We start from the raw sequence: 13,061 nt of genomic DNA, 5'->3' as shown, positions 1-13,061 counted from the left end.
ACGATAGAAAAATTTGGGTACTCTGTCATGATCCTTTTTGCCCACTGAGCCATAAAGTTTTTATCCGGATACGGGTAAGTGTCCTGTCGTATACCCCCCAAAGAGAGTGTTTCTATCCACCAGAGGCTGTTCTGAATAAGATATTGGGCCAGAAATGGATTCTCCTGATTCAGGTCTGGCATTGAAGGAACAAACCAGCCATTGTCCATAAGTTCTCTGTCCGAATTGGAAGCATAGATATCCTGGTTAACGGTACGCCTGTGATTTGTCACCGTTATTTCCTTCCCCTCTTCGAAAGGTTGCTGATAATTGATCCAATTCCTAAAAGGAAGGTCTTGCATCCACCAATGCGCTAAGCCGCAGTGGTTATTTACCTGATCCATGATCAACTTAATACCTCTTTTTTGTGCCTTTTCAGATAATTCGATGTATTCCTCAAGGGTGCCAAACCTTGGATCTACCTTGTAAAAATCCGTGATCGCATATCCATGATAGGATTCCCTGGGCATATCATTTAATAAAAGTGGACTGGGCCATAAGGATGTGAATCCCATTTCTTCAATATAGTCCAGATGATTTATCATACCCCGTATATCACCTCCATGTCTTGCGTAATCGTCTTTTCTGTTGATCGTCTTTTCTTGTAATGCCAGATCAACATCGTTATTGGGATCTCCATTTGAAAACCGATCCGGGGTAATTAAATAGATCACATCTTTACTAGAAAATCCGATATATTCTTCCGATCCCTTAGGTCTGTTTTTTAATGAATAAGAAACTGAGAAAGAAGTTCCATTGACCTCCTGTATTTGAATTTCTATGTTTCCGGGTGGTGTATCAGCAGGGATCTCAAGATCTAAAAAGAGGTAATTAGGACTATCTGCTTTATGGACATTTAAAAGGCGAACTTTTTCATTTTGAATGCTAGCCTCAAAGTTGCTGATATTTGGACCCTTCAACATAAGCTGTAGCCGGGTGTCTTTAAAACCTACCCACCAGTGTGGAGGTTCCAATCGTTCGATCTGAGTTTGAGCTAAAGCGGTGGTCATATAAAAGATCAGTATACCTATAACATACATGAGTTTTGGGCATATAGATGTCCGTCCAAAAGCCCTTTGCATGTTATTGGTCATGTTACTTCACATTATTTTTTGGAAGTTGGTTGTAAAACAAGTCGTTCCCCATTCAATCTGATCGACATTTCATGGTCTCCTTCCAATTTGAAATGGCATCCTTTTTTATCGACCACAATCTTTAGAATTCTATTTCTAAAATTGACCTTAAATGAATAGGACTCCCATTCTTTTGGGATACGTGGCGTGAAAGACAATTTATCATTTCGGATCCGCATACCGCCAAAACCTTCCACTATACTCATCCAGGTTCCCGCCATGGATGTTATATGTAAGCCTTCTTCTACTTCCTTGTTATAGTCATCCAGATCCAGGCGTGAAGTCCTCAGATAAAACTGATAAGCCTGGTCCATCCTGTCTAACTTCGCAGCCTGTATACTGTGAACACATGGAGATAGTGAGGACTCATGAACGGTAAAAGGCTCATAAAAATCGAAATGTTTTTCAAGATCTTCCAACGAAAATTGATCTTCAAAAAGATAAAAACCCTGGAGTACATCTGCCTGTTTTATATAGGGGGATCGCAGAATTCTATCCCAACTCCATTTCTGATTGATTGGTCTATTTGATTTTGCTAAATCTGCCACAGTCACCAGTTCTTTATCTAAAAATCCGTCTTGCTGCAGATATATCCCAAGCTCTTCTGAGAAAGGAAAATACATAGCGTCTGCCACCTTTTTCCATTCCTCGGTTTCCGCTGGTTTCAATTTGGTGTACCCTGTGATGCGGTCATAATCTTCCTTGTACCCAGTTTTCACTTTTTGTAATTGATCTATTGTATATTGAATACACCAACGTGCAATGTAATTGGTATACCAATTATTATTCACATTATTCTCGTACTCATTGGGTCCTGTAACCCCAAGGATCACATATTTGTTTTTTTGTTTAGAGAACGTAGCTCTCTGATGCCAGAAGCGAGCAATGCCTATTAAAACCTCCAATCCCATTTCAGGGATATAGGTATAATCTCCGGTAAAGCGATAGTAGTTATATATCGCAAATGCTATTGCCCCATTTCTATGGATCTCCTCAAAGGTGATCTCCCATTCATTGTGACACTCTTCCCCGTTCATTGTAACCATTGGGTACAGCGCAGCTCCGTTAGAAAATCCTAATTTCTTGGCATTTTCAATGGCCTTTTCCAAATGGTTATATCTGTATTTCAAGAGATTCCTTGCCACATGATGATCTTTGGTGGCCATATAGAAGGGGATACAATATGCCTCAGTATCCCAATACGTACTCCCGCCATATTTTTCACCGGTAAATCCTTTAGGGCCAATGTTTAGGCGCGAATCTTTCCCAAGATAGGTTTGATTGAGCTGAAAGATATTAAAGCGTATTCCTTGCTGTGCCTTGGTATCTCCTTCAATGGTAATATCGCTCATTTCCCAGATGTTGGCCCATGCCTTTTTTTGCATATCCAGCAAAGCATCAAATCCTAATGCACTTGCTTTATCCAGCACTTTTTTTGAAGCCGCAACCAAATTGCCCCCTTTGTGATTTCTGGCAACGGTATACCCACCAAACTTTTGGAAAGAGGCCGTGGTTCCCTTCGCAACTTTCTGCTCATAAGTATGTCCAACCCACAATTCTTTTTCTTCGGTATCTTTTGGCGTGCTGTTCATCTTACCTTTATAATGGAGATGACATTCCATAAAGGTGCATGTCTCAAAATTGGTCTTCATGGTATGGGCTTCTATAAACGCCAGATTGCCCTCTGAAGAAACCTTGGTAGTATTCCAAAACTTGTCATCCCAATTTGTATCCTCATTGGTAATACCACTATCCAGATAAGGAGAAAAGATAATGGTCATATCTTCCTTCACTGGTGTCACATTGTATTCTATAGCCCCAACCTCATCCAGATCCAGACTTAAAAATCGGGTTACTGTTACCTCAACGGTCTTTTTATTAGGGAGGGTAGCCGTAAAACTTCGCCGGTACCATCCTTCTTTCATATTCAATTCCCGGCGAAAACCATCAACCTTGCTACAGGTGTTAAGGTCCAAAGCTTCTCCCTCAACTAATACGTTGATCCCAATCCAGTTGGGGGCATTAATAACTTTTGCAAAGTATTCCGGATAGCCATTTTTCCACCAACCTACTCTGGTTTTATCTGGATAGTAAACTCCTCCTATATAACTCCCCTGGAAGGTAGGACCCGTATATAATTCTTCAAAATTTGCTCTCTGGCCCATAGCCCCGTTGCCGAGACTAAAAAGACTTTCTGAAGATTTTACATTTTCTTTCTTAAACCCTTCCTCAATGATAGACCAATTGTCTGCTTTTATATATTCTTTGTTCATATCCTATAGTTCTGCTAGTTCTTTAATAAAATCGAGTTCAATTTCCGTAAAATCCTTAAAGATGAAGCGAGCTTCAGTAAGGATCTTTTTTTCTCCAATACCAATACTGGTCATCCCAGCACTATTGGCAGCTTCAATGCCTGCAAGGGCATCTTCGAATACAACACAGTTCTTGGGCATTACCCTTAATTCCCTGGCAGCTATTAAAAATACTTCAGGATCTGGTTTTGCCTTTGTTACCTGTGTGCCATCAACAATGGATGTAAAATAAGGAATTAGTCCCACTTTTTTTAAAATAGGCCGGGCATTTTTACTTGCTGAACCAAGTGCCATGGGTATGCCATGTTCCTGAAGGTAATTTAGTACTTTAGGAACATCTGGCAATATTTCAGAAGCGGTCATTGTTTCAATATAACGCAGGTAGTCCTCATTTTTCTCTGCAAGCCAGGCATCAAACTGCGTTTGAGAAACGCTAAAATTGCCCCATTCAAGAAGAATTTCAAGACATCGCTTTCTGCTTACACCCTTAAACTGCTCGTTTTGTTCTTCGGTAAATGGAATTTCTAATTCATCTGCCAGGTGTTTCCAGGCCAGGTAATGATATTTGGCTGTATCTACTATAACACCGTCCAAGTCAAATATAAATCCTTTTTTATGCATCTTCTGGTTGGTCTATATTTTATAATTTCAAAAACAGATGCCAATATACAAAGTTGTCCTAAGATTGTGGTTGCGGTTTTTCAATTACATATCTATTAAGCCATTTTAGCTTCGGAAGAGGAGTAATAAAAAGAGGAATTATTATTAAAATTCAGGAGTAGAGGCTCGTTCTATTAAGGTAGCTGTAATGATCTTAGTTTCGAACACCTCTTCTTCTTCATTTTCATGATCGCGTTCAATCTTATCGATTAACATCTGGGCCGCGGTCTCCCCCATTATCTCTCCATGCTGATCTACGGATGTTAAGCTTGGTGTTGCAAAATGAGATAAAATGCCGTCTGTAAACCCTACAAATGCAATATCCTCAGGAATGCGATGGCCAAGCTTTTGAGCGATACCCATACATTTCACTGCAAATATTTCATTAACACATAGTACCGCATCTACTTTATTGTCTTTAAAGAATTTTTTACTCTTAGTTTCATCCATTTGTTGGTACGGGAGGTGTAGTACCAGTTTTTTATCCACAGTGATATTGTGCTCCTTTAAGGCTCTGTAATATCCATCAGCTCTCTTTGCACTAACATTTAAATATCCTTCCGTAGTGATCAGTGCAATTCTCTTTCTTCCTGCCTTGATTAGTTTCTTGACAACTTCATAAGCAGCGGTTTCATCATTAATAATGACCTTGTCACACTGAATTTCATCTGTCACCCTGTCAAATAAGACAAGTGGAATGCCCTGTTCAGTAACTACTCTTAAGTGGTTGTAATCATTTTTTAATTGAGTTTCTCCGGCCAGCGCCATAATAAAACCATCAATACTCCCATTGGCAAGCATCTCCATATTGATCACCTCTTTATTAAAGGATTCATCCGAAACACAAACAATTACGTTGTAGCCCTTGTCATTTGCATAATGCTCAATCCCCCGAAATACGGTAGTAAAAAAATGATGCACTATGTCAGGGATTATCACCCCAATATTCCTGGTCCTTTTATTCTTAAGACTAATGGCTATATTATTGGGTTTGTAATTGTACAGTTTGGCAAAGGCCTGTATCTTATCTTTAGTATCTCGTCCTATCTCTTCGCTATTCTTCAGCGCCTTGGAAACCGTAGAGATGGATACATCTAATTCGCGTGCAATGTCCTTTAGAGTGATCTTTCGTTTCAAGTGAAATTGTTTGCTTCGTTAGTCAGGTGATTAAAGATACATAAAGAGGTGTTAAAAAATTCTATTCTTTAACACTCTAGGGTAACCTATTTACTGTTCAAATTGAATTAATTTAGGATGGCGGGACGAAAAATCATTATATTTGTTGCGATTTCATTAATAAAATTACCCCATATTTATAGAATTACACATATCTGGACAGATAATTCATTATATTGCCATGTTCTAGTAAGTTATTAACACGAAACCGTTTTCGTAAGGGAGCAAGGCCAATGTTTTAGGAAATTAACAATTATTTTATATATGTTTAACGCTTGAATTAAATTAACTAAACTTAAAATTCACTATTTATGAAGATTACACTACTAAAAAGTCTTATGCTGGTTGGAGCGATCTTAAGCTTCGGATTGGCTAAGGCTCAAGATGTGTCAGGTACTGTTTCTGATGCTACTGGTCCATTGCCCGGGGCTAGTGTCGTAGTACAAGGTACTACGAATGGTACACAAACAGACTTTGATGGTAATTTTACTTTAAGTAACGTTGGTAGCAATGCCGTACTTGTCGTAAGTTACATCGGTTTCAAAACCCAGGAGATCGCAGTTAATAGTCGTTCTACCATTAACGTTGTCCTTGAAGAAGATGCACAGGCATTAGATGAGGTAGTAATCATTGGATATGGTACTACCACCGTCAAGGATGCCACCGGAGCTGTAACCGCAGTATCTGCTGAAGACTTTAACGGAGGGGTTATTTCCTCCCCGGAACAATTGATCCAGGGTAAGACAGCTGGTGTAAATATTCAGCAAACCAGTGGTGAGCCTGGAGCTGGGATCTCAGTAAACATTAGGGGTTCTAACTCTGTTAGAGGTGATAACAATCCACTATTCGTAGTAGATGGTGTACCATTAGCAGGTGGTAACACTGCACCAGGCGGAGATTCTGGTAATGGTGGTACTGACACTAGAAACCCATTGAACTTCTTAAACCCTTCCGATATTGAAAGTATCAGTATCCTTAAAGATGCCTCTGCAACCGCCATTTATGGCTCCAGGGGTGCAAATGGGGTAGTTATTATTACAACCAAGAGTGGGAAAGGCAGTTCAGGAGGGAAAGTAGAATTTTCTTCTTCCTTGAGTATAGCCACACCTGCCAACCGCTATGATCTTTTAAACAAAGATGAATTCTTAGCTGGAGTTACTCAATATGGAGGTGACGCTTCTGCCAATGACCTTGGATTCAATACAGACTTTCAAGATTTTATTACAAGGACTGCAGCCTCAACTAATAATAACGTCTCTTACTCCAACAATTACGGTAAAGGTAATGTAAGGGCAACCTTCGGGTATCAAAAACAACTTGGTGTTGTTGAGAAAACAAGCTTGGAGCGTATTACAGGAAGGTTAAATCTTAGTCATCGTTTCCTGGATGATAAATTAACGCTTGGTTTACAAACAACCATATCACGCGTAAATGACGAAACGGCTCCTTTGAGTGCTGGTGCAGGCTTCCGTGGCGATATTTTAGGTGCCAGTTATTCTGCTAACCCATCCTGGGGAACAGCTGCTACTTTCGATGATGGCGGTGGACAGATTTTACCCGGAAACTTCTTAGCGAATACTCAGAACGAATCAAATACCAATAGGATATTAGTTAACGGTTCCATTCAATATAAGTTTACTCCGGAGCTTACAGGTAAAGTAAATGTAGGATATGATAAGTCTGAAGGAGAAACCACTTCGGTGCTCAATGGTGATCTAATAAACTTCACAGATATTTCAGGCCAAGGCTTTGGAGTATATAACACTTTAATGCGCGAAAACCACTTATTGGAAGCTACTTTAAATTATAAGAAAGACTTTGGCAATTCTGTTATTGATGCCCTTGTTGGGTATTCTTTCCAGGATTTCAATGTAAGTGGAAGAAATGCAGCAGGTAGAGGATTTCTAACAACAGATCTTAACGCCATGGGAGCAGATCTGAGAGGGACCGTAAACAGCGCAGGAAATACTATTGATGGAGCTTATCAGCAGTATTTCTATGGGACAAATACCTCAGGCTTATTAGTGAACAGACTTCAGCCTATCGTTGTTGCAGGGGAAAATATTGGTTTTGGTTTCGATAGAAAGTTGCAGGCCATGGCAGCAGATACGTTTAATAATACAGATGAGATACAATCATTCTTTGCGCGTATTAATTATACATTGTCTAACAAATACTTGTTTACTGCTACTGTAAGAGCGGATGGTTCTTCTCGTTTTGGACCGGATAATCAGTACGGATATTTCCCTTCCGGTGCATTTGCCTGGAAACTGAATGAAGAAGGATTTTTAGGTGATAATGTTTCTACTTTAAAACTTCGTTTAAGTGGAGGCCTTGTTGGTAACCAGGAAGGTCTTGGATATGGGAACTTTGTTGCCAGACAACGATTTGGAGGCTTAAATACTACTGGCAATGTAGTTAACCAGAACGGTTTAACAATTGTAGCCACAGATGTTCCTGACCTTAAATGGGAAGAAACCCTGAACCTCAACGTTGGTCTTGATTTTGGATTCAGCAATGACAGACTTAGCGGAAGCATTGATGTATACCGCAATGAAACCAATGACCTTTTATTAAGGACACCACCTGCCGCACCTGCGGTAGATCCGTTCCAGTTTGGGAATGTGGATGCCTCAATTCTTAACCAGGGTATTGAATTTGCGCTGGCCTACGACTTTGTTCAGTCAGAAAATACTACGTTCTCAGCGGCGTTCAACATCGCATACAACGATAACGAAGTACAGGATTTTGGAAGTGCCATCAATACTGGTGAGATCAACGGACAAGGATTATCCGGAGCTTTTGCACAACGTTTTGAAGCCGGCAGGTCCTTATTTTCTTACTACATGGCCATCTTTGAAGGATTCGATTCAGATGGTTTCCCAATCTACCAGGATGTAGATGGTAATGGCGTAGGCGATGCAATTGCCGATCAGACGTTTGTTGGAGAAGATGCATTACCAGACATCACTACCGGTATGTCATTGAATTTCAGAAGTGGTAATTGGGATGCTTCGGCCTATTTCTCCGGTCAGTTCGGATTTTATGTTTACAACAATACACGAAACGGTTTCTTCACAGGAGGAGCTATTAATAATGCTCGTAACGTTACACAGGATGTACTCTCAAGTGGAGAGAATGGAGGTGCTTCTGCGGATGTATCTACTCGTTTCCTTGAGAAAGGTGATTTTATAAGATTTCAGAACGCAACCCTTGGATATAATGTACCTCTAACTGGTGACGGGTTGTTCAAAACCTTGAGACTAAGTGTAACAGGTCAGAATTTATTCCTGATCACAGATTACAGCGGACTTGATCCTGAAGTTACCTCCAATACCGGTGATCTTGGATCTGGTGTGCCAACAAGAGGGATAGACTGGGCAGCGTTCCCGAATCCTAGAACCATAACATTGGGCTTAAATGCCTCCTTTTAATTAAAAAAAATTGAAAATCATGAAAAGAAATCAAATCAAAATTTATTTTCTAACACTGGCAGGGGTCATAGGATTAACATCCTGTACCAATCTGGAAATTGAAGAGACCGACTCTATCATAACAGAAGGTTTCCAGGGGCTGGCAGATGCTTCTTCTGCTGTTGACGGGCTTTATAATAATATTCTAAACACCCAACAATCTCAGGAGAATATATTTGCTTTATCAGAGGTAACTACAGATGCGGCCTTAATTCCTACCAGAGGAACTGACTGGGGAGACAATGGCTTGTGGAGAGTTTTACATCAGCATGCCTGGAGTAGTGAGCATAATTTTATTGGTCAGGTATGGAATGGATTTAATGCGAACCAATTAATTGCTTCACAGATACTGGATCCCAGAAGTAATCCTTCGGCTACCAATATTGGAGATGCAAGTTTTCTGAGGGCCTATAGCATGTGGATCGTTCTTGATAATTTTGGACAAATTCCTTTTAGAGATGTTACGTTGCCTTCTTCTACCTTACCAGAAATTATTACTGGGCAAGTTGCATTAGATTTTATTTTAGCCGATATAGATCAGGCCATTGCAAATCTTCCAACAACGGCAGCCGGAGCTGGAGAGACGCTTAATAGGGCTAGTAAGGCAGCTGCTCGCTATCTGAAAGCCAAAGTGCTTTTAAATAAACATATCTATCTTGGCGGTAGTCCAGATCCTGGTGATATGGCCCAAGTAATTTCCCTGGTAGATCAAATTGCTGCAGATGGTTTTGCTTTGCAGGCAGGATTCTTTAGCCTATTCAGAAATCCTGCAGATGTAGGTGGAAATAACGAAACTATTTGGTCCACCAACGCAGGAACTCAATGGAAAATTTTTAATGGTTTACATTACAGATCTACCGGTATACAAGGAGGTGGTTGGAATGGCTTTAGCACACTGGCTGAATATTATGACCTCTATGAAGGTGATCCTAATAATAACAGATTAGATGCTAGTGGAAACCCAATTGACGGGCAGGAAGAGCGCAGAGGTGGTGTTCCACCAATGGGAACGGCATATTCTGGCGTTGCAGGGACTTCGGACAATGGTGGATTAACGGATGGCTCTAATGTTGGATTTGGTTACCTCATTGGCCAGCAATACGGGTTAAACGGTGAAGAATTAACAGATAGAGCAGGGGCTCCTTTAACCTTTAAAAGGGACTTCTTAGATGGCTCAGGAGCCAGTAATTTCATCAATAACGATGAGACCACAGGAATCCGTGTAATGAAATATGGTGTTCGATATTCCGGTGGTAATGCTGGTAATGTTGTGCTCTTCCGATATGCTGATGCGCATTTGATGAAAGCAGAAGCTATGATGCGCAGTGGAGGAGATCCTACCGCTATGGTGAACGAACTAAGAGTTCTGAGACAAGCTGATCCTATAGGATCTGTTAGCGAACAAGATTTGCTAGACGAAAGAGCACGTGAGCTCTATCAGGAACAATGGAGAAGAAACGATTTAATACGTTTCGGTCAGTATAACAGAGATTGGTTATTCAAAGAATCTTCAGAGGTTGGAAATACTGCTAGAAACTTATTTCCTATCCCGGCAGCTCAATTATTAGCGAACCCTAACTTGGTTCAGAATCCTGGATACTAATTCCTTGGTTTTATAAATTAAAAAACCCCCGGCTTAAAGCCGGGGGTTTTTTTTAGCCCACGTATTCCATTCATCTGTAAGAGGTTCCAATAATATCGTTTGTCCGTATTCACGGAATATCATACCTTACCTTTGAATGTTGATACACATTAAATGTATTATTTAGGATATGACATTGGCAGTTCTTCCATTAAAGTCGCACTTGTACAAAAGGCCGATGGAAAGGTTGTAGGAGTCGTTAAAGAACCCCCCAAAGAAATGTCTATTCTTAGCCCTCAGCACAACTGGGCAGAGCAAGATCCGGAAGAGTGGTGGCGCTATGTTTGTTCAGCAACCCAAAAGCTCATAACTACCTACCATATCAATAAGAAAGATATACTTGGTATCGGGATCTCTTATCAAATGCATGGTTTGGTCCTGATAGATAAGGCCGGTGCTCTTTTGCGAAATGCCATTATCTGGTGCGATAGCCGAGCCGTGGATATAGGAAATGACGCCTTGAAAAATTTAGGAAGCAAAAAATGTGCAACGCATCTTTTAAATGCCCCCGGTAATTTTACAGCTTCCAAATTAAAATGGGTAAAAGACAATGAAGCTGCATTGTATGGTAAAATGTACAAGGCCATGCTTCCAGGAGATTATATCGCATTCAAATTAAGTGACAAAATAGCCACTACCCTACCCGGTTTAACCGAAGGAGTCTTTTGGGACTTTAAGGAGCAGAAGATAGCTGAATGGCTGCTTGCTTATTACGGTCTCACCAGAGATCTCCTCCCGGAGGTGGTCCCTACTTTTGGGGCCCAGGGAAAAGTTTCTGCCAAAGCAGCAGCAGAAACAGGTTTGGCAAAAGATACTCCTATACTTTATAGAGCAGGGGATCAACCTAATAATGCCTTATCACTGAACGTATTTCATCCGGGAGAAATAGCCATGACGGGAGGCACTTCCGGTGTTATTTATGCTATTGGCGATCAACTTAAAAGCAGGGAGATCTCCCGTATCAATAATTTTGCCCATGTCAATTATATCCAAAAAGATCCCATTCTCGGAAAACTATTATGTATCAACGGGGCGGGAATACAATACCGTTGGTTACGTGAAAACCTGCAAGTAGACACCTATGAAAAAATGAATGCCCTGGCAAATACAGTGCCTGTTGCTTCGGAAGGTGTCTTAGTACTGCCATTTGGAAATGGAGCAGAGCGTATGTTGAACAATAAAAATATTGGTAGTCAGATCTTACATCTCGATCTGAATCTTCATACAAAAGCACATCTTTGCAGGGCTGCTTTAGAAGGTATAGCGTTTGCCTTTATGTACGGCATGGAGATCCTTAAAGCAGAAGGTGTTCAGCCAAAAGTTATAAGGGCCGGGAATGATAATCTATTTCAATCTGAAGTCTTCACAAACACCATTTGCACCTTAATAGGCCACCCTATTGAGCTATACGATACCACCGGAGCCGTTGGAGCTGCAAGAGCCTGTGCATTACAAGATGGTGATTTTACCTCTTTGGGAGAGACCCTTTTAAAGAATGACCATTTGCATACATTTTACCCATTGAAGGATCTAAAACCTTATCAAAAAGCATATCAAAATTGGAAAGAAATAATAGATAAAGATTTATAAATCAAAATTATGGCACTTATAGGTACGAAAGAATACTACAAAGGTATAGGCGACATACCTTTTGAAGGAAAAGGATCAGACAATCCTCTGGCCTTTAAATATTACGATCCGGAACAGCTAGTTGCCGGAAAGAGCATGAGAGAGCACTTTAGGTTTGCCGTGGCCTACTGGCACTCCTTCTGTGGGCAAGGCTCCGATCCTTTTGGAGCGGGAACGCAAGCATTTCCATGGGACCTTCCGGCAGATCCTATAGAGGCCGCCAAGGCAAAAGCCGATGCCGCCTTCGAATTCATTACTAAAATAGGGTTCGGGTATTTCTGCTTTCACGATTTTGATCTTATTCAGGAAGGTACCTCCCTAAAGGAATCGGAAGATAGACTTAGAATAATTGTATCCTATATTAAAGAAAAACAACAGGCCTCTGGTGTAAAACTGCTGTGGGGCACCGCCAATTGTTTTTCCAATCCACGGTATATGAATGGTGCTGCTACCAATCCTGACTTCAGGGTAGTTGCCAGAGCCGGAGCACAGATAAAACTCGCTTTAGATGCCACCATAGAGCTACAGGGCGAAAACTACGTCTTCTGGGGTGGCAGGGAAGGCTATATGTCACTCCTGAATACTGATATTCAACGAGAATTGGATCATATGGGTCAATTTCTTGGAATGGCAAGAGACTATGCAAGAAAGCAAGGTTTTAAAGGGAACTTTTTTATTGAACCTAAACCCATGGAGCCTATGAAACATCAATACGACTTTGATGCGGCTACTGTGGTGGGATTTTTACATCAATACGATCTTCAGGACGATTTTAAATTGAATTTAGAATTTAATCATGCCACCCTGGCCAACCATACCATGCAGCACGAAATGGCCGTAGCCGCTTCCCATAATATGTTGGGTAGTCTGGATGCGAACAGAGGCGACTACCAGAATGGCTGGGATACAGATCAGTTCCCTAACAATCTCTACGAAGTAACTGAGGCCATGCTGGTATTTCTAAAAGCAGGCGGGCTACAGGGAGGCGGTATTAATT

General features: G+C 40.8%; 8 protein-coding genes. 4 read left to right on the top strand and 4 right to left on the bottom strand.

Features of this window, described 5'->3' with window-relative positions; all coding sequences use genetic code 11:
* The 4 genes from Q0X72_RS10535 to Q0X72_RS10520 all read right to left on the bottom strand — a co-directional run.
* On the bottom strand, positions 1-1,079 hold a 1,079-nt coding region (locus Q0X72_RS10535; protein ID WP_297765006.1), incomplete at its 3' end, for an alpha-amylase family glycosyl hydrolase.
* A gap of 65 nt (positions 1,080-1,144) precedes the next feature.
* On the bottom strand, positions 1,145-3,445 hold the full coding sequence (locus Q0X72_RS10530) for a glycoside hydrolase family 65 protein (protein WP_297765003.1): 2,301 nt from the start codon (positions 3,443-3,445) through the stop codon (positions 1,145-1,147).
* Positions 3,446-3,448: 3 nt separating this feature from the next.
* A complete protein-coding gene (pgmB, locus tag Q0X72_RS10525; RefSeq protein ID WP_297765000.1) occupies positions 3,449-4,105 on the bottom strand; it encodes a beta-phosphoglucomutase in 657 nt (218 codons plus the stop codon).
* 144 nt (positions 4,106-4,249) lie between these two features.
* Positions 4,250-5,281, bottom strand: coding sequence for a LacI family DNA-binding transcriptional regulator (locus Q0X72_RS10520; protein ID WP_297764997.1), 1,032 nt, complete (start codon positions 5,279-5,281; stop codon positions 4,250-4,252).
* A 350-nt stretch (positions 5,282-5,631) separates the two neighbouring features.
* Here Q0X72_RS10520 and Q0X72_RS10515 point away from each other — a divergent pair, with 350 nt between their 5' ends.
* The 4 genes from Q0X72_RS10515 to xylA form a co-directional block, all read left to right on the top strand.
* The gene (locus Q0X72_RS10515; RefSeq protein ID WP_297764994.1) at positions 5,632-8,754 is read left to right on the top strand and encodes a SusC/RagA family TonB-linked outer membrane protein; all 3,123 of its coding nucleotides are present in this window, start codon (positions 5,632-5,634) and stop codon (positions 8,752-8,754) included.
* Positions 8,755-8,773: 19 nt separating this feature from the next.
* Entirely contained in the window at positions 8,774-10,396 is a 1,623-nt protein-coding gene (locus Q0X72_RS10510) for a RagB/SusD family nutrient uptake outer membrane protein (RefSeq protein WP_297764991.1), read from the top strand.
* A 153-nt stretch (positions 10,397-10,549) separates the two neighbouring features.
* On the top strand, positions 10,550-12,025 hold the full coding sequence (locus Q0X72_RS10505; RefSeq protein WP_297764987.1) for an FGGY family carbohydrate kinase: 1,476 nt from the start codon (positions 10,550-10,552) through the stop codon (positions 12,023-12,025).
* Between the two features lie 9 nt (positions 12,026-12,034).
* A partial coding sequence (gene xylA, locus Q0X72_RS10500) for a xylose isomerase (protein ID WP_297764984.1) occupies positions 12,035-13,061 on the top strand: 1,027 nt, incomplete at its 3' end.

The organism is uncultured Muriicola sp., from assembly GCF_947258935.1.
Classification (GTDB): domain Bacteria; phylum Bacteroidota; class Bacteroidia; order Flavobacteriales; family Flavobacteriaceae; genus Muriicola.
This window is presented reverse-complemented; position numbering and strand designations above follow the sequence as displayed.

Bases quoted from the DNA above. Each gene is read 5' to 3' on its own strand.
- Q0X72_RS10510 (WP_297764991.1), top strand. From the start codon at position 8,774: ATGAAAAGAAATCAAATCAAAATTTATTTTCTAACACTGGCAGGGGTC.
- pgmB (WP_297765000.1), bottom strand. From the start codon at position 4,105: ATGCATAAAAAAGGATTTATATTTGACTTGGACGGTGTTATAGTAGAT.
- Q0X72_RS10530 (WP_297765003.1), bottom strand. From the start codon at position 3,445: ATGAACAAAGAATATATAAAAGCAGACAATTGGTCTATCATTGAGGAA.
- Q0X72_RS10515 (WP_297764994.1), top strand. From the start codon at position 5,632: ATGAAGATTACACTACTAAAAAGTCTTATGCTGGTTGGAGCGATCTTA.
- Q0X72_RS10505 (WP_297764987.1), top strand. From the start codon at position 10,550: ATGTATTATTTAGGATATGACATTGGCAGTTCTTCCATTAAAGTCGCA.